The organism is Diaphorobacter ruginosibacter (genome assembly GCF_014395975.1).
In the GTDB taxonomy this organism is placed as follows: Bacteria; Pseudomonadota; Gammaproteobacteria; order Burkholderiales; family Burkholderiaceae_C; genus Diaphorobacter_A; species Diaphorobacter_A ruginosibacter.
Genome location: NZ_CP060714.1, coordinates 2,094,370 through 2,111,259 on the forward strand (window position 1 = coordinate 2,094,370; position 16,890 = coordinate 2,111,259).

Here is a 16,890-nt window from a genome sequence, read left to right on the forward strand (position 1 = left end):
CTGAAGGGAGACACCAACATGGCATTGACAGAAATTAAGGTCCCGGACATCGGCGATTTCGCGGAAGTGGGCGTGATCGAAGTGCTCGTGAAGCCGGGCGACACCGTCGCTGTCGAGCAATCGCTGATCACCGTCGAGTCCGACAAGGCCTCGATGGAGATTCCTTCGAGCCACGCCGGCGTGGTCAAGGAGCTCAAGGTCAACGTGGGCGACAAGGTCAAGGAAGGCTCGGTCGTCCTGATGCTGGAGACGGCCGGCGAGGCCGCAGCTCCGGCTCCGGCAGCAGCCGCACCGGCGCCTGCGCAGGCCGCAGCTCCGGCACCGGCTCCCGTGGCCGCCGCCACACCCGCTGCACCCGCCGCCGCCGCAACGACCATGGACATCAAGATTCCCGACATCGGCGACTTCAAGGACGTGGCCGTGATCGAGCTGCTCGTGAAGGTGGGCGACACCGTCGCCGCCGAGCAGTCGCTGTTCACCGTGGAGTCCGACAAGGCATCGATGGAGATTCCATCGCCCGCAGCGGGCACCATCACAGCGCTGACGCTGAAGGTCGGCGACAAGGTGAACGTGGGTGACGTGGTCGGCCAGATGAGCGCGCAGGGCGCTGCCGCTCCTGCTGCCTCCGCGGCACCGGCACCCGCTGCTTCGGCTCCTGCTGCGGCACCGGCGGCCGCTCCCGTGGCTGCGCCTGCCTCCGCACCCGCTGCCGCGGCCGCTCCGGCGGCAGCCGCCGTGCCCGCGCACAACCCCACCGTGCCGCCCTCGGGCAGCCTGCCTTACGCTTCGCCGTCCGTGCGCAAGTTCGCCCGCGAACTCGGCGTGCCGCTGGAAGAGGTCAAGGGCACCGGCAACAAGGGCCGCATCACGTCGGACGACGTGCAGGCCTTCACCAAGCAGGTGATGAGCGGTGCCGTGCAGACCAAGGCGCAAGCCGCCGTGGCACCCAAGGGGGGCTCCGGCGTGGGCCTCGACCTGCTGCCATGGCCCAAGGTCGATTTCTCGAAGTTCGGCGCGATCGAGCGCAAGGATCTCTCGCGCATCAAGAAGATCTCGGGTGCGAACCTGTCGCGCAACTGGGTGATGATTCCTCACGTCACCAACAACGACGAGGCCGACATCACCGAGCTCGAAGCCTTCCGCGTCTCCACCAACAAGGAGAACGAGAAGAGCGGCGTGAAGGTGACCATGCTCGCCTTCGTGATCAAGGCGGTGGTCGCGGCACTCAAGAAGTTCCCCGAGTTCAACACCAGCCTTGACGGCGACACACTGGTCTACAAGCAGTACTACAACATCGGCTTCGCGGCCGATACGCCGAACGGCCTGGTGGTTCCGGTGCTCAAGGATGCCGACAAGAAGGGCATCATGCAGATCAGCCAGGAAATGGGCGAGCTCGCCAAGAAGGCGCGCGACGGCAAGCTCGGCGCGGCCGACATGCAGGGCGGCTGCTTCTCGATCTCGTCGCTCGGCGGCATCGGGGGCACGCACTTCACGCCGATCATCAATGCGCCGGAAGTCGCGATCCTGGGTCTGTCCAAGGGCCAGATGAAGCCGGTCTGGGACGGCAAGCAGTTCGTGCCGCGCCTCACGCTGCCGCTGTCGCTGTCATACGACCACCGCGTGATCGACGGCGCTGCCGCCGCACGCTTCAACGCCTACCTGGGCGCGGTGCTGGCGGACTACCGCCGCATCATCCTGTGATCGAAGGGAGCTGTATCCATGGCAATCATTGATATCAAGGTTCCCGACATCGGCGACTTCAAGGACGTCGGCGTGATCGAACTGCTGGTCAAGCCCGGCGACACCGTGGCGGTCGAGCAGTCGCTGATCACCGTCGAGTCCGACAAGGCCTCGATGGAGATTCCCTCGAGCCATGCCGGTGTGGTCAAGGAGCTCAAGGTCAACGTGGGCGACAAGGTCAACCAGGGCTCGGTCGTGCTGACGCTCGAGGCTGCCGAAGGCGCGGCTGCGGCTTCCGCTCCGGCACCTGCTGCCGCCGCACCAGCGCCCGCTTCGGCGCCTGCGGCATCCGCACCCGCACCCGTTGCCAGCAGCTTCGGCGGCGCGGCCGATCTCGACTGCGACGTGGTCGTGCTCGGCGGCGGCCCCGGCGGCTATTCCGCGGCATTCCGTGCCGCCGACCTGGGCCTCAAGGTCGTGCTGGTCGAGCGCTACAAGACGCTGGGCGGCGTGTGCCTGAACGTGGGCTGCATTCCCTCGAAGGCGCTGCTGCATGTGGCGGCGGTGATGGACGAGGTCAGCCACCTGGCGGCCCTGGGCATCGACTACGGCGGTGCACCCAAGGTCAACGTGGACCAGCTGCGCGGCCACAAGGAGAAGGTCATCGGCAAGCTCACCGGCGGCCTGGGCCAGATGGCCAAGATGCGCAAGGTGACGATCGTTCGAGGCTACGGCAATTTCGTGGGAGCCAACCACATCGAGGTGGAGGAAACCACGGGTGACGGCCAGGAGAGGGCCGGCGTGAAGAAGGTCGTGCAGTTCAAGCGCGCCATCATCGCCGCGGGCTCGCAGGCCGTGCACCTGCCGTTCATGCCCAAGGACGAGCGCGTGGTCGATTCGACCGGCGCACTCGACCTGAAGGCCGTGCCCAAGCGCATGCTGATCCTCGGTGGCGGCATCATCGGCCTGGAAATGGGCACGGTGTACTCCACGCTGGGCGCACGCCTGGACGTCGTCGAGATGATGGACGGCCTGATGCAGGGCGCTGATCGCGACCTCGTGAAGGTCTGGCAGAAGATGAACGCGCCGCGCTTCGACAACATCATGGTCAACACCAAGACCGTGGCGGCCGAGGCAACACCGCAAGGCATCAAGGTCACGTTCGAGCCCGCCAAGGACGGCGTCACGGTTCCCGAGCCGCAGACCTACGACCTGGTGCTGCAGGCCGTGGGCCGCACGCCCAACGGCAAGAAGATCGGCGCGGAGAAGGCTGGCGTTTCGGTGACGGACCGCGGCTTCATCGATGTCGATATCCAGATGCGTACCAACGTGCCGCACATCTTCGCGATCGGCGACATCGTGGGCCAGCCGATGCTGGCGCACAAGGCCGTGCACGAAGCGCACGTGGCCGCCGAAGTCATCGCGGGTGAACTGCAGGGCAACAAGGAACTGGCATCCGCCGCCTTCAACGCCCGCGTGATCCCGAGCGTGGCCTACACCGATCCGGAAGTGGCATGGGTGGGTCTCACCGAAGACCAGGCCAAGGCACAGGGCATCAAGGTCAAGAAGGGCCTGTTCCCCTGGGCGGCATCGGGCCGGGCGATTGCCAACGGCCGCGACGAGGGCTTCACCAAGCTGCTGTTCGACGATTCCCCCGAAGCCCATGGCCACGGCCGCATCCTGGGTGGCGGCATCGTCGGCACGCATGCGGGCGACATGATCGGCGAGATCGCACTGGCCATCGAGATGGGCGCGGACACCGTGGACATCGGCAAGACGATCCATCCGCACCCGACGCTGGGCGAATCCATCGGCATGGCTGCCGAGGTGGCTCACGGCTCGTGCACGGATGTGCCGCCGCAGAAGAAGTAAGCAGGGTTCCTCCCTTGCTCCGAGAAAAGCAGCTTCGGCTGCTTTTTTTGTTCCTCGCGGAATACCGGGTCTTATGGTGTTGCGTGACGAATGGAACCGTGCTGCTTGGGTTGAGAGTCTTCGTTTGGAGGTGCTGATATGGCCCCTCATACTTTGTTGCAAAGGCTTGCCGTACGCGTGTACTGTCTTCGCCTTTGCGTCGCGTCTGAGGGGCCATCTCAGCATTGGGGTGACCAGTTCATGGCGGGCGCGCGCTGCGCAGGCTGTCGTCTGGTAGGCTTCGCGCTCAGCTTTCATCAGGCGCCAGTTGCTGGCGCAGGGTGGCGAGTATTTCCTCGGACAGCGCGGGGTTGCCGGCGGCGGTGGCGCGTGCAAGCACCAATGCGCCCACCATGCTGCTGAGCGTCGCGATCGTGCGGGCGCGCGTGGCTGCGTCATCGCCCTCGAGAATGCGCATGAAGCGCTGGATGTTGCGCTCGACCCCCTGGGCGAAGACTTCCGACATCTCGGGTCCTGCCCGGGCGGCATCTGCCGCGAGCGCTGCAGCGGGGCAGCCTTCCCCGGGATGATCGCGGTGGCTGGCAGAGAGATAGCTGTGCACCAGCGTGTGCAGTTTCGCAGCGGGGGCCGTGTCCGAAGACGGCGGCTCCAGTCCCTCCAATGGCGTGATGGTCCACTCGAAGGCACGCAGGCAGGCCTCGCGGGCGAGGGCGTCCTTGGACTCGAAGTGCCGGTACAGGCCGCCATGGGTCAGCCCTGCATCGCGGGTGATCTCCGCCACGCCCACGCCATCCAGTCCCTTTTCCCGGTACAGGCGCGCGGCTGCCTCCACGATCCCTTCGCGGTTTTCGGCTGCTTGGGTTTTACTTACTTTCATGCGTTAGATGATACTCATCATCAAAACTCCATTATGATGATGATCATCATCAATAAACCAAGCTCAGCACACATGGTGCGCTGAGGGCGGGTGCAAGAAAGGTACAGCATGGATCGACGGGTCGTCATCACCGGCCTAGGGTTGGTATCTCCCCTGGGATGCAATGTGGAACTGGCATGGCAACGTTTGCTTTCAGGCCAGTCCGGCATACGCCGCCTGGACGCGTCGGTGGGTGGAGGCATCGGCGTGGATGTGGCCGGGCGGGTTCCGGGCCTGGATGAAGACCCGCAGGCGGGTTGGAACGCGGAAGCCGTCATCTCTGCCAAGGAACTGCGCCGCATGGACCGCTTCATTGCGTTTGCCCTGGGCGCGGCAGACCAGGCGCTTGCCCATGCGCAGTGGGGCAACCCGGATGCCGAGCGGCTGGAGCGGGCGGCAACCATCATCGGCTCCGGCGTGGGTGGCTTCAACACCATTGCAGAGGCCGTGCGAACCACGGACGGCAAGGGGCCGCAGCGCCTGTCCCCGTTCACGGTGCCCGCATTCCTTGCGAACCTGGCCGCGGGGCAGGTGTCGATCAGGCACGGGCTCAAGGGCCCGCTGGGTGCACCTGTCACGGCCTGCGCGGCCAGCATCCAGGCCATTGGCGATGCGGCGCGCATGATCCGCAACGACGAGGCCGACATGGCGCTGTGCGGCGGCAGCGAGGCCACGATCGACCGCGTGGCGCTGGGCAGCTTTACGGCGGCAAAGGCGTTGGCGAGCCATGGGGGCGATGATCCAGCGAGGATGTCCCGCCCCTTCGATCTTGCCCGCAGCGGTTTTGTCATGGCCGAAGGCGCGGGGCTGCTGGTGCTGGAGTCTCTCGACCATGCACTGGCGCGCGGCGCCAGGCCGCTCGCGGAGGTCGTGGGCTATGGCACTTCAGCGGATGCCTATCACGTGACTTCGGGGCCGGACGATGGCTCCGGTGCAGCACGCTCCATGCGCATGGCATTGCGCCAGGCCAGGCTGCAGCCCGGCGATATCCAGCACCTGAATGCCCACGCGACGTCCACTCCCGTGGGCGACCGGGGCGAGTTGGCCGCCATCCGGCAGGTATTCGGTGCGGGGCAGGGGCCATCCATCACCGCCACCAAGTCCGCTTTGGGCCATATGCTGGGCGCAGCCGGCGGCGCCGCAGCGATCTTCACGGTGCTGGCCTTGCGGGACCAGATCGCGCCTCCTGTGCTCAATCTGGAGAACCCCGATCCACTGGCCGAGGGGCTGGATCTGATCGCCGGGTCGCCACGGGCTCAGTCGATGGAGCATGCCATGCTCAACGGGTTCGGGTTTGGCGGGGTGAATGCCTCGCTGATATTGAAACGGATGGAGAACTAAGGCTCAGGCTTCTCCCCCGCAAACCATTCAACACGTCGCCTCGAATGCCGGGTGATAGGCCACCACGCCGCCTGGCAGCGGGCCGCCCAGCGAGATCGCCATGAAGTACTCGGGAGGGATGCCTGGCAGCACCAGGCCCGGCTCATTCCTGAAACCGAACCGCTGGTAGTACGAGGGATCCCCCAGAACCACGCAGCCGGATGCGCCTTGTTCCTTGAGCATGTCGAGTGCCCGGTGCACGAGTTGTGAACCGATGCCCTGTCCCTGCAGCCGAGGGGTGACGGACACCGGGCCCAGGCCGAACCAGCCTTGCGTGCCATCGGCGATGGTGACGGGCGAAACGGCGACATGTCCGGCCACCGCTCCGTCTGCTTCGGCGACAAGGGATATCGCGAGGGCGCCCGCCTCACGCAGGGCGGCAACGATGAACTGTTCGGTGTGGCTCGTGTGGGGGGCTTCGAGAAAGGCAGCCTCGGTCACGGCGCAGATGGCCGCGTGGTCTGCCGGAACTTCAGGACGAATCATCAGGGTCATCCAGCCAAGTGTATAGAAGCGGCGGCCGGCTGATCGCCATGCCGTGCCTGTGGCATTTCCTGCATGCGTTTTATAAATTACTGTATATTTATACAGTATTAATTCAACCTGCATCGCCAGATGATTGCCGCCAGTTCTTCCCCTTTTGCCGCTGCCGCCGGAGCGCACAGGCTTGCAGGAATCGAACCTGCCAGCCTGTCGCGCCTGGGGGTGTGGAGCGGGCGGGAGTGGCAATCGGCCAACGACGAGGAAGCGCTCAAGGTCATGCCGTCGGGGAATGAGGGCCTGGATGCCGAGTTGCCCGGAGGCGGCTGGCCGGTGGGCGGAATGTCGGAGATTCTGCTGCCTGGGCTGCTGCATCCCGAGTGGAGCCTGGTTGCGGGGGCGCTGTCGCGGCTGCTGTCCGTCCAGCCTCTTCAGCGTGTGGTGCTGGTGGCGCCGCCGCTGCAGATATTCACGCCCTTTGCCGAGATGTCCGGCGTTCCGGCGCAGCGCCTGTGCTGTGTCCATCCGGATGCGACGGGACCTGCTTCGCGCAGGGGCATGCCTGACGCCGCAGGTGTCTGGGTGAGCGAGCAGGCCCTGCGCTGCCGCGATGTCGCTGCCGTGCTGGCCTGGCTGCCGCATGCGCAGTCCCAGGCGCTGCGCCGCCTGCAGTTGCTGGCGGCGCAGCAGAGGCAATTGCTCTGGGTGTTCCGGCCGCAGGAGGCCAGGGTGCAATCGTCGCCTGCACCGCTGCGCCTGTGGCTGAAGGTGCATGGCAAGAGCCTGCAGGTGCATGTGGTCAAGCGGCGCGGTCCTTCACAGGCGATGCCGGTGACGCTGCCTTTGCTGCATGAGCGGCTGTTGTGCGAGCTGACGGCGCAGGCATGGCGCAAGCAGCGGGCACAGGCCGACGCGCAAGCGCTGCTCGGTGCACTTCGCGATCCGTTCCGCAACCCGTCCCGGGAGGTGTCCCATGCATTGGATGGCATGGCGTTTGCCGCTCGCCGATGAACAACTGGCCATCCTGCCGGCCGCGGCGATCGAGGCGCATTGCTGGTGGGCGCTGCAGTTCACGCCCCAGGTGGCGGTGCTGGACGAGGCATTGCTGCTCGACGTGCACAGCGCCGAGCGCCTGTGGGGCGGGCGGGCGGCGCTGCGGCGCCTGCTGCTGGATCATGCGCCGTCCGCACCTGCATGCGGGCAGGAGGAAATCGTTGAGCCGCGCAGTTGCTGGGCAGAAGGCCCGACGGCCCTGCAGGCGCTTGCGCTGCTGCGGCTCAAGCAGCAGGGAGAGGCACGGCCCAGGCAGGTTCCGGAGGGGTTGCCGATCAGCACGCTGACGGCGCTCAGGCCCCATCTGGTCACCCTGAACAACCTGGGGTGCCGCAACCTGGGTGATGTGCGCGCGCTGCCGCGCTCGGGAGTGGCTCGCCGGCTGGGGGCGCAGAGCCTGCTGGCACTCGATCAGCTGTGGGGGGAGCGCGCTTGTCCGCTTTCATGGATCGCGCTGCCCGAGCACTTCGACGTGGATCTGGAACTGCCCTACATCGCGGCATCGTCCGCCGAACTGCTGCATGCGGCCGGGCATCTGCTGGCCATGCTGCAAGGCTGGCTGCGCGCCCGGCATCTGGGCGTGCTGCGACTGCAGGTGCGCTGGCGGCATGACCTGCGCCGGCTCGATGGAATCGATGTGCCGCCATGGGGCGAGATGTCGCTGCGCACGGCGGAGCCGCTGCAGGAACTGTCGCACCTGAGCAGGCTGCTGGGCGAGCATATGGCGCATGAAAGGCTGGCGGCACCTGTGAACCGCATCGCGCTGAAGACGGTGGAGGTGCAACCGGTCAAGCCGCAGAATGACAGCCTGCTGCCCCGTTCGCCCGATGCCCGGGACGGAGAATCGTGGAGCCAGTTCGTGGAGCGCGTGAGTGCGCGCCTGGGCGCGGATTGCTTGCGCGTGCCAAAAGGGCAGCCAGACCATCGGCCAGAGCACATGCAGGTCTGGCAGTCTGCCAGCCACGCGCTGCACACGGGCGGCCTGAGGCAGGCGCATGCCGACGCCGATTCCCGTGCGGCGCTGTGGCCCGCGTGGCTTCTGCCCGCACCGCAGTTGCTGGGGATGCAGGGGCCCAGGCCCTGCCTGCATGGGCAGCCATTGCATCTCAAGGCAGGTCCCGAACGTTTCGAGAGCGGCTGGTGGGAGGCCGCTGACGCCGCGCCAGCGCAGGATGCCATGGGGCCTCACCCCGCGCCCGGACGTTCCAAGCGCGATTACTTCGTTGCGCATCACGCGGTGGCGGGCTGGGTCTGGATTTTTCGCGACTGCGGCACGCTCGATTGGTACCTGCATGGCTTCTATGGGTGAGTGTCATGGGCACTGAGCAGGCCTCCGGCAATCAACGGCAACTGGCGCTGCCGGGCTATGCGGAGCTGCATTGCCTGAGCAATTTCAGCTTTCAGCGCGGGGCGTCCCAACCGGCCGAACTGGTGGAGCGGGCCGAGCAACTGGGCTACGCGGCGCTTGCCATCACGGATGAATGTTCGGTGGCAGGCGTGGTGCGGGCCTGGCTTGCGCTGCGGCATCTGGTCGCGCAGCGCAAGAAGGAGCAGGAGGAAACCGGCGAGGCCGGACGCGAGATCAGGCTGCGCCTGCTCTATGGCAGCGAGTTCCATTTCCACGATCTCTGCATCGTGGCGATTGCACACGACCTGCAAGGCTGGGGTGACCTGTGCGAGTTCATCACCACCGCACGTGCCGCGGCGCTCAAGGGCTCGTACAAGCTCAGTTCGGATTCGCCCTGGCGACTGCTGCATGGATGCGAACTGCTGATTGCTCCCGAACGCCGGATGTTCCTGGCAGACGACGGGAATGTCGCGCATCTGGTACGGGCGCTGGAGGATGCGAGGGCCATGCTCGGCAGCGATTTTTCCCTGGCGGTGGAGCTGCACAGGGGCTCGGGCGACAGCCTCTGGCTGCGCATGCTGGAAGAGGCGGGCGAGGCACTCGGCCTGCCGCTCGTGGCGGCGGGCGGTGTGCTGATGCACGAGAGCGCCCGCAAGCCGCTGCTCGATGTGATCACCGCCGTGGGACTCAAGCGCAGCGTGGCGGAGTGCGGCCATGCGCTGGAGCCCAATGCCGAACGGCGCCTGCGGACGCGGGCGCAGCTGGCCGCCATCTATCCCCCGCGATTGCTGGCCGCGACCCTGGAGCTGGCCGGCCGGTGCTGCTTCAAGCTGGAGCAGATCCGCTACAACTATCCGCTGGAGACCGTATTGCCGGGCAAGACGGCCCAGCAGACGCTGGAGTGGCTGACCTGGGAGGGCGCCAGGGGCAAATACCCGCAAGGCATTCCACTGGATATCCAGAACCAGGTTCACAACGAGCTCGACCTGATTGCCGACCTGGGCTACGAGATGTATTTCCTCACGGTGCATGACATCGTCAGGTGGGCACGCAGCCGGGGCATCCTGTGCCAGGGACGCGGGTCGGCCGCCAATTCCCTGGTCTGCTACTTCCTCGGCATCACCGCGGTCGGACCCGAGGCGGGGAATCTGCTGTTCGAACGCTTCATCAGCAAGGAGCGCAGGGAGCCACCCGATATCGATGTCGATTTCGAGCACGAGCGCCGCGAGGAGGTCATCCAGTACATCTACCAAAAGTACGGCCACGAACGGGCTGCGATCACGGCGGTGGTCATCTCCTATCGGCTGCGCAGCGCCTTGCGCGATGTCGGCAAGGCGCTTGGCGTGGCGCCCGAGCTGGTCGATGCCTTTGCGAAGGACCACCACTGGTTCGACGATGCGGCGGCGGAAGATCGCCTGCTGGGCCTGGCGCATGACGTGGGGGCAAGCATCAGCGCGCATACCGCGCATTGGTGGTTCCGGCTTACCAGGGAGCTGTGCCGCTTTCCGCGTCACCTGAGCCAGCATGTCGGCGGCTTTGTGCTCACGCAGGACAAGCTCACGCGGCTGGTGCCCGTCGAGCCTGCCAGCATGGACAAGCGCTTCATCATCCAGTGGGACAAGGATGATCTCGATGCCCTGAACCTGCTCAAGGTCGATGTGCTCGCGCTGGGCATGTTGACCGCGCTGCGGCGCTGCCTGGACATGCGCAGCAGCCTCCGCGAGATGCCGTGGACGCTGCTGAGCGATATTCCGGCCGAGGACGAGGCGACCTACGAGATGATCTGCGCGGCCGACACCATCGGCACCTTCCAGATCGAAAGCCGCGCGCAGATGAGCATGCTGCCGCGTCTTCTGCCGCGCAAGTTCTATGACCTGGTGGTGGAGGTGGCCATCGTGCGGCCCGGGCCGATCCAGGGCGGCATGGTGCATCCCTACCTGAAGGCGCGCGAGCGCGAGCGCAAAGGTCTCCCTCTGGTGCTGGAAAAGCCCGAGCTCATGAATGCGCTGAAGCGCACGCTGGGCATTCCGATCTTCCAGGAACAGGTCATGCAGATCGCCATGGATGCAGCGAGTTTCTCCGCGGCCGAGGCCGATGCGCTGCGCCGATCCATGGCCGCCTGGAAGCGCACTGGCGGCGTGCACCACTTCAAGGAGCGGGTCGTCAACGGCATGGTCGCCAACGACTACCGTCGCGAGTTCGCAGAGCAGATATTCCAGCAGATGCTGGGCTTCGGCGACTACGGTTTTCCCGAAAGCCACGCCTACAGCTTTGCGATGCTGGCCTACGCCAGCGCCTGGCTCAAGCGGCATGAGCCCGCATGCTTCCTGGCCGCGCTGCTCAACTCGCAGCCGATGGGCTTCTATACGCCGTCGCAGCTGGTGCAGGATGCGCGGCGCCATGGCGTGCGGGTGTTGCCGGTGGATGTCACGCGCAGCGATGAGCCGAGCGCGCTGGAAGGGCCCCTCGAGCCGATTGCCGGCGTGGAGCATCCGCAGCCGGCCGTGCGGCTCGGGTTGAATTTCGTGGCGCACCTGGAGATCGAGGCGGCCAGGCGGCTGCTGGCTGCGCGTGAACAGGCGCCCTTTGGCAGCGTGCAGGACCTGGCGCTGCGTGCGCAGCTTGATCGCCATGATCTGCAGGCGCTGGCGGCGGCGGATGCACTGTCCAGCCTGGCCGGCCATCGCCGACAGCAGATGTGGGAGGCCGCCGCACAGCTGCGCGCTCCGCCGTTGTTGCGCGATGCGCCCACGCATGAGGAGCGGCTTGCGTTGCTAGAGGCGCGAGACGGCGAGGCGATCCTGTTCGACTATGCGGCCACGGGCCTCACGCTGCGGCAGCATCCCCTGGTCTTGCTGCGCGAGCGGCTCGAGCGCTGGAAGGTCCGTACCGCGCTGCAGTTGCTGGAAACCGGCAACGGAAGGCGGGTGCGTGCCGCAGGCATCGTCACCGTGCGCCAGCGCCCGGGTACGGCCAAGGGCACGATGTTCGTCTCGCTGGAGGACGAGACCGGCACGGTCAACGTGGTCGTATGGCCGACCATGCTGGAGAAGTGGCGCGAGCCGCTGCTGCGCTCACGGCTGATGGTGGTGGAGGGCATCTGGCAATGCAGCCAGCCCAACGAGAGCGCGCCGCAGCATGCCACGCGCCACCTCATCGCGGAGCGTGTGAAGAACCTCACGCCGTTGCTCGGGCGGCTTGCGGCCGTGCTGAACGGCAGCCGGGATTTCCATTGACCCGCGGAGCCTGCACGTCCGCGTGGATGGGTTAAGGAGCCTCTGCAAAACCCTCGCCAATCGGCTGGACGCGGATCGGGATGAGCCGCAAGGCGTCTTTTGAAGGCAATAGCAGTAGCTATTGACGAAAAAGACAACGCTGCGGATCGCCCGAGGCCGCGTTCAGACGATGGCAGGGAGTTTTGCAGAGGTTCCTTAACGTTGCCCCAGGCTCCTGTCCTTGCGCCATTCGTTTGGAATGAATTCATACAGCGGCGTGACGTCGCGCACGAAGAGCTGCGGGGTGGGGGGCGACGAGAAATTCAGGATGGCGCCTTCGGCGGTGACATCCATGCTGGCGAGTTGTCGCATCCAGGCGATGTTCACCGAGCCGCCGGGGGCCGGGCGGGAGTAGATCAGTTCCAGCATGCGCCGTGCCGACGGGTTGCCCGCCGCCGCCGCCAGCTGGTAGAGGCGGATGGCCTCGGCGTAGTTCGAGGGAACACCGTCGCCCCGGTGGTACCTGCGGGCCTGCGCAAACCATTCCTCGGGGCTCTTGTTGCCCGTGGCAGTGATGCCGTTGCCGCCACCACCACTGCCGCTACCGCCACGGGCACTTTCCCCCTGATCCATGCGCAGGCGCAGCAGCCGTGCATTGGAGGCCGCCGCCGGCGAGCGCGCTGCGGCCGTGTTGAACTGCTGCAGGGCCAGGTCATAGCGCGAGGCGGTCACATTCGCGAGGCCCAGCTCATTGAAGGCCGAGGCGTTGCCCGCCTGCGCGGCCTGCCTGAGCAACTGCATGCGCTGCACATCGGGATCGCTGTGCAAGGGCTGGCCCGTATTGCTGCCCTGGACCGGTGCGAGGCGCTCCAGGATGCGCCACTCGAGGTACAGAGCAAGCCCGGAGTCGGCTTTCTGCAGCGGGGATAGATAGGGTCGCGCCGCGGCCGGTGCAGGCGGCCCATTGCAGCCGTCGATCTCGCACCATGCCAGTCCGGCATTGCCCAGGGGTTCATTGAGCGTCTTGGCGCGCTCGAACCAGCGCCGGGCCAGTGTGCGATCGACGGGTGCATGTTCGCCGTGCAGGTACAGCAGGCCCAGCAGCCAGGCCGTGCGTCCGGCAGTACGTTCGGCGGCGCTTCCCCGCTTGGGATTGCCCGAGGCCACGCTCTGGAGCTTGCGAATGCGCTCGGCATCGGTATCGTTCTCGTCGGGCTCCATCAGCTTGGGTGCTGCGGTGCCGGGGGTTCCCGCGGGCTTGATGGGCTGCGGGCGAACGCTGGAGCCCGCGGGCTGGATCGCCGATGGCTGGGCCATGCCTGCGGGCTGTACCGGGGCTTCGGAGACATGGGGCGACTGTATGGGCGCGGGTGCCACTGCGCGTGCAGCAGCCTGCACCGCACCCGCCGGGCATGCAATCCATGCAAGCGTGGACAGGCAAAGCGCCATGGACCCGTGCTGCAAGGCATGGGCGACGGAATGCTTGTGCATGGTGCTCCTCCTCTGGTGGCCTCGGGTGCCGGTTGCCATGGCCGGATCATCCTGCGGGGTGGATGTCCGGCGCATGCGTCCCGCCAGGCTCAGGCGTTGGGGGCGGCCTTGGCGGCGGTCGGTTGCGATTGCACAGGAGGTGCCTTCTTCGGGATCACCTTCCATTGGACTTCGGCCTTGGAGACCGGTTCGTCACCCAGTGCATGGCTGAAGGCGTTCTCCACATCCTCGATGGAGCGGTAGCCCGGAATGTTGACCACACCCGTGCCCTGCAGCGGCGCCGGCAGCCTGTCCATTACATCCTTGTCGGTGGCAAGGCAGGCAAGGCGTTCGGTGCCGGGCTGGCTTGCATCCATGATGAAGGCCGGATTGGGCACCAGCCAGTCGGGCAGCCGCAGCACCTGGTTGGCCGATTGCAGCGAGTTCGGGTTGACGTTGTTGGGTGTGAGCCGCATCACGTTGCCCACCGCATCGTTGAAGAAGCAATAGACATGCGAGGCGCGCGAGACGGTGGCCGCGGCGAACACCTGCTCCCCGACCTCGAAGGTCGGGCTGGAGCCGGGCAGCATCGGGTTCTTGATCTTCAGGTCGATCACGCGCTCGGGCGCAGTCTGTGCGTTGAGCTCGAACGCCTTGCCCTTGACAGGCAGGTAGCCTGGGGCCCCCTTGGCCACGGCAGCGGTGCCGCCCGGGCCGGACGTGCTCCAGCCCACCTGCTGCAGCCGGCCCGAGTTGTCGAGCGTGACGAAGTGGCTGAGCGCGCGCTCGTAGGTCTTGAAGTCCATGGTGCCGGTCGGCAGGATGCCGTTGTCCGCCTGGAAGCGTCCGAGTGCATCGCGCAGATCGGGGGAGCTCATGTCCAGCACCTCGGAGCCCGGAGGCAGGTAGCCCTGCGCGACCAGCGAGCTCTGGATGAGGCGGGCCTGCGCCACGCCACCGCTGTCCATGAACCATTCGCGCATCTGGCGCTGGAAATCGGGATGGGTCTGGTCCAGCGTCAGGCATTGCCAGTAGGGAACGCGGGCCCATTTGCCCACGAGTTCGATGGCGGCCAGGTCGACCAGGGTGCGCATGGCGCCGCCCGCCCCGAGCGCATAGTCGCGGCCCACGTTGAAGGTGACGCCATAGGTACCGATGCGGCCCGCGAGATCCAGGCCCTGGCTGCCGCCGCCGATCACCACCTCGTTGGCCGAATCCAGGCCGGGGATGAGCGTGCGCGTGCGGAAATCGCCCAGATGCATTTCGAGGCCGATGACCGTGGCGCTGCTGTTGCGGCTCACCCCCAGGTCGATGCGCGGGCCCGAGAGACCGGCATCGTTGCGGTTCGTGAGCACGTTCTGGTCGACGAAGGCCACGGCGCCCGAGACATACAGCGCAGGGCGCTGCAGCTGCATCAGGTTGTTGTTGAGCAGGATGGTGGTGAGGTTCTGCACCGTGTCCTGGCGCACGATGTCCACCTCGTAGTCCACGTAGCGGAAGGCATTGGAGCGGCGCGACATCTGCGACAGCGCCGTGATGATCATCTCCTTGATGCCCACCGGCACGCGCGTGGAGTAATCGGTGAACTGCTTGCTCGTGATGAGCGTGGTGGGCAACTGGGCGGCCCGCAGCATCTCGTCCATGCACATGAGCGAATCGGAGAAGCTGGAAATGGAGCGCACGGGCCGGGTCACCGGGCGATCGGCGGTATAGGCCGTCTCCTGGTATCCGGCATCCCTGCGTGGGTCCAGGGGCGTTGTACACGCGCCGAGCAACAGGGCGCTGGCAACGGCAAGCCATGACCAGCGCCTTGAATGCCTGCTTGCAGAAGACTGCCCGCAATGGTTCGAAGTTCCGGGTCTCATGTCATGACTCCCATGTCGTTGTTCGTCGATCGGTCGCTTGTCGATTCGCTTGTTCGCTTGGGTGAGGGAAGAGCAGGGCTCCGGGTTTCGCTGCGACGAAATTTCCGGACGCCCCGTGTTCCTGTGGCGGATGTGCGGCGCGGGTTCAGAAGCAGACGTTGACCAGATCGCCGCGCAGGACGACGACCTGGTCCCCGTTCTGCGTGACCGAGCCCTTGGCTGCGCCTGCCGCGGCTGCGGTGTTGCTGCCAACGGACTGCGCGCAGACCGTTTTTCCACCTTGTGTCTTCACGGTGTTGACGACGTCCTTTTCCGTGGAAATGCCCGTCGTGTCGGCGGAAAACGCCTTGGCCGTGTAGCGTGAGAGCTTGGCCTGCTGCCATGCGGGCAGGCCGTTCGTGTAGTCGATCTGGTTGGTCGTCCTGGCCTGGTTCAGCGGCAGCATCTGAATGTTGATCTGCTTGTTCAGAACGATCGGGTCTTCACCGGGAGCCTGCGCGAGGGCGCAGACCGGCACGCCCAGGCAGATGACCGTGGCCATCAGCAAATGACCGCTGCGGCGGTGTTTCATGATGCGGCCTCCTCACGAGTTGAACGTGGAAAAGGCATCAGGCCGCAGGGGCGACCCGATGCCACGCATGCCATCAGTGGCAGCGGCCGCCTGGGCAGGGATCTTCCGCGCAAGCGTCGTTGGAGGAGATGTTCTGCACTGCGCGCGACATCGAGCCATTGGCATGGTTGAGGGCTGCTGCGCCACCGGTCAGGCTGGCGTACTGGGTGGAGTAGCCGCTGATGGTCACGTCGCCATAGTTGCTGGCGATGTTTTGCACGGCATAGGCACCATTGCCGCTGGCCAGGTTGCTGATTGTGGCGCCGTTGCCCACGACGGTCTGGCTGGAATATTTCTTGATATCCACATCGCCGTTGTTGCTGGCCAGGTTCTGACGGGCCATGGCGAAGTCGCCCTGGGCTTCATTGGTCACGGAACCGTATGTCAGGCTGGTGGACTGAATGGAGGTTCCGGAGACGCTCACGTCGGCCGCGTTGGTGGAAATATTCTGCAGAGCGGTGTTGTTCGTGCCAGCCGTGTTCTTGATCAGCGTGCCGGTGGCAGCGGTGGTCTGCGTGCTGCTGCCTGAAATATTGATGGCTCCTGGATTCACCGGGCCGGCAGCAAACGATGCGGTTGCAATGGCGGTGAGCGCAAAAAATGCAATGACTTTCATGACTGTCTCTCCTGTAACGTGTCAAGAAAACCGCATCTCCGTCCATGAAAACTGAGCCGGATGCTGCGGCGGAACCGACAGATACACCTGTCAGAAACTCGTGTCGCCGATTCGGTCTGCGTAGGGCCCATGGTGCGCCGTCCGCCTATCGATCCTTGCCATGGGTTCCCGATCCCCCGTGCATTTGTCTGGCTTCAGTTTGTGCGTGATGCCGCCTGCAGAAAATCGCCAGAAGTGGGTAGCCTGAACTCGTTGCCGGACACGTGTCGCCATACCGGGCGCCTTATGGCACAACACATTTGGTTCATTTGTGAACAAGTTTCAATAAAACCAAAGGAGTTAGTGTTGTTTTGTAAGAAGGGCAATCGACTGAAATAAAGCTCGG

The 16,890-nt window shown here is 65.6% G+C and carries 12 protein-coding genes; 6 read left to right on the forward strand and 6 right to left on the reverse strand.

The genetic code is table 11. The features are described from left to right. Window positions 1-18 precede the first annotated feature (18 nt). Both aceF and lpdA read left to right on the forward strand, forming a co-directional pair. Complete coding sequence (aceF, locus tag H9K76_RS09570) at window positions 19-1,701, forward strand: dihydrolipoyllysine-residue acetyltransferase (RefSeq protein ID WP_187599866.1); 1,683 nt, start codon at window positions 19-21, stop codon at window positions 1,699-1,701. A gap of 18 nt (window positions 1,702-1,719) precedes the next feature. Next, entirely contained in the window at window positions 1,720-3,552 is a 1,833-nt protein-coding gene (lpdA, locus tag H9K76_RS09575; protein WP_187599868.1) for a dihydrolipoyl dehydrogenase, read from the forward strand. Window positions 3,553-3,838: 286 nt separating this feature from the next. On the opposite strand, the gene H9K76_RS09580 is transcribed toward lpdA, so the two are convergent. Beyond that, a complete protein-coding gene (locus H9K76_RS09580) occupies window positions 3,839-4,429 on the reverse strand; it encodes a TetR/AcrR family transcriptional regulator (RefSeq protein ID WP_187599870.1) in 591 nt (196 codons plus the stop codon). Between the two features lie 108 nt (window positions 4,430-4,537). Here H9K76_RS09580 and fabF point away from each other — a divergent pair, with 108 nt between their 5' ends. Then, window positions 4,538-5,809 (forward strand): beta-ketoacyl-ACP synthase II, encoded by a 1,272-nt coding sequence (fabF, locus tag H9K76_RS09585; protein ID WP_187599872.1) that lies wholly within the window; start codon window positions 4,538-4,540, stop codon window positions 5,807-5,809. A gap of 27 nt (window positions 5,810-5,836) precedes the next feature. Here the strand turns inward: fabF and H9K76_RS09590 are convergent, their stop codons facing one another. After that, window positions 5,837-6,343 (reverse strand): GNAT family N-acetyltransferase, encoded by a 507-nt coding sequence (locus H9K76_RS09590; protein WP_187599873.1) that lies wholly within the window; start codon window positions 6,341-6,343, stop codon window positions 5,837-5,839. Window positions 6,344-6,463: 120 nt separating this feature from the next. Between H9K76_RS09590 and imuA the strand changes: the two genes are divergently transcribed. Genes imuA through H9K76_RS09605 form a run of 3 tightly spaced genes read left to right on the forward strand, consistent with a single transcriptional unit; the run spans window position 6,464 to window position 11,965 of the window. Continuing rightward, window positions 6,464-7,339 (forward strand): translesion DNA synthesis-associated protein ImuA, encoded by an 876-nt coding sequence (gene imuA, locus H9K76_RS09595; protein ID WP_187599875.1) that lies wholly within the window; start codon window positions 6,464-6,466, stop codon window positions 7,337-7,339. Further along, complete coding sequence (locus H9K76_RS09600; protein ID WP_246475429.1) at window positions 7,311-8,690, forward strand: DNA polymerase Y subunit UmuC family protein; 1,380 nt, start codon at window positions 7,311-7,313, stop codon at window positions 8,688-8,690. The genes imuA and H9K76_RS09600 overlap by 29 nt, the downstream gene beginning before the upstream one ends. A 5-nt stretch (window positions 8,691-8,695) precedes the next feature. After that, entirely contained in the window at window positions 8,696-11,965 is a 3,270-nt protein-coding gene (locus H9K76_RS09605; RefSeq protein ID WP_187599879.1) for an error-prone DNA polymerase, read from the forward strand. Window positions 11,966-12,160: 195 nt separating this feature from the next. Here H9K76_RS09605 and H9K76_RS09610 read toward each other — a convergent pair whose 3' ends face one another. The 4 genes from H9K76_RS09610 to H9K76_RS09625 form a co-directional block, all read right to left on the reverse strand. After that, on the reverse strand, window positions 12,161-13,435 hold the full coding sequence (locus H9K76_RS09610; protein WP_246475430.1) for an SEL1-like repeat protein: 1,275 nt from the start codon (window positions 13,433-13,435) through the stop codon (window positions 12,161-12,163). An 89-nt stretch (window positions 13,436-13,524) separates the two neighbouring features. After that, window positions 13,525-15,279 carry a DUF4384 domain-containing protein gene (locus H9K76_RS09615; protein WP_187599881.1) on the reverse strand — a complete coding sequence of 585 codons (1,755 nt, stop codon included), beginning with the start codon at window positions 15,277-15,279 and terminating at the stop codon, window positions 13,525-13,527. Between the two features lie 145 nt (window positions 15,280-15,424). Further along, complete coding sequence (locus H9K76_RS09620; RefSeq protein ID WP_187599883.1) at window positions 15,425-15,850, reverse strand: hypothetical protein; 426 nt, start codon at window positions 15,848-15,850, stop codon at window positions 15,425-15,427. Between the two features lie 73 nt (window positions 15,851-15,923). Further along, entirely contained in the window at window positions 15,924-16,505 is a 582-nt protein-coding gene (locus H9K76_RS09625) for a hypothetical protein (protein ID WP_187599885.1), read from the reverse strand. Between the last annotated feature and the right edge of the window lie 385 nt (window positions 16,506-16,890).

Excerpts from the sequence above, each read along its gene's own strand:
- aceF (WP_187599866.1), top strand. The coding sequence starts at position 19 with ATGGCATTGACAGAAATTAAGGTCCCGGACATCGGCGATTTCGCGGAA.
- lpdA (WP_187599868.1), top strand. The coding sequence starts at position 1,720 with ATGGCAATCATTGATATCAAGGTTCCCGACATCGGCGACTTCAAGGAC.
- H9K76_RS09580 (WP_187599870.1), bottom strand. The coding sequence starts at position 4,429 with ATGAAAGTAAGTAAAACCCAAGCAGCCGAAAACCGCGAAGGGATCGTG.
- fabF (WP_187599872.1), top strand. The coding sequence starts at position 4,538 with ATGGATCGACGGGTCGTCATCACCGGCCTAGGGTTGGTATCTCCCCTG.
- H9K76_RS09590 (WP_187599873.1), bottom strand. The coding sequence starts at position 6,343 with ATGACCCTGATGATTCGTCCTGAAGTTCCGGCAGACCACGCGGCCATC.
- imuA (WP_187599875.1), top strand. The coding sequence starts at position 6,464 with ATGATTGCCGCCAGTTCTTCCCCTTTTGCCGCTGCCGCCGGAGCGCAC.
- H9K76_RS09600 (WP_246475429.1), top strand. The coding sequence starts at position 7,311 with ATGGCATGGCGTTTGCCGCTCGCCGATGAACAACTGGCCATCCTGCCG.
- H9K76_RS09605 (WP_187599879.1), top strand. The coding sequence starts at position 8,696 with ATGGGCACTGAGCAGGCCTCCGGCAATCAACGGCAACTGGCGCTGCCG.
- H9K76_RS09610 (WP_246475430.1), bottom strand. The coding sequence starts at position 13,435 with ATGCACAAGCATTCCGTCGCCCATGCCTTGCAGCACGGGTCCATGGCG.
- H9K76_RS09615 (WP_187599881.1), bottom strand. The coding sequence starts at position 15,279 with ATGAGACCCGGAACTTCGAACCATTGCGGGCAGTCTTCTGCAAGCAGG.
- H9K76_RS09620 (WP_187599883.1), bottom strand. The coding sequence starts at position 15,850 with ATGAAACACCGCCGCAGCGGTCATTTGCTGATGGCCACGGTCATCTGC.
- H9K76_RS09625 (WP_187599885.1), bottom strand. The coding sequence starts at position 16,505 with ATGAAAGTCATTGCATTTTTTGCGCTCACCGCCATTGCAACCGCATCG.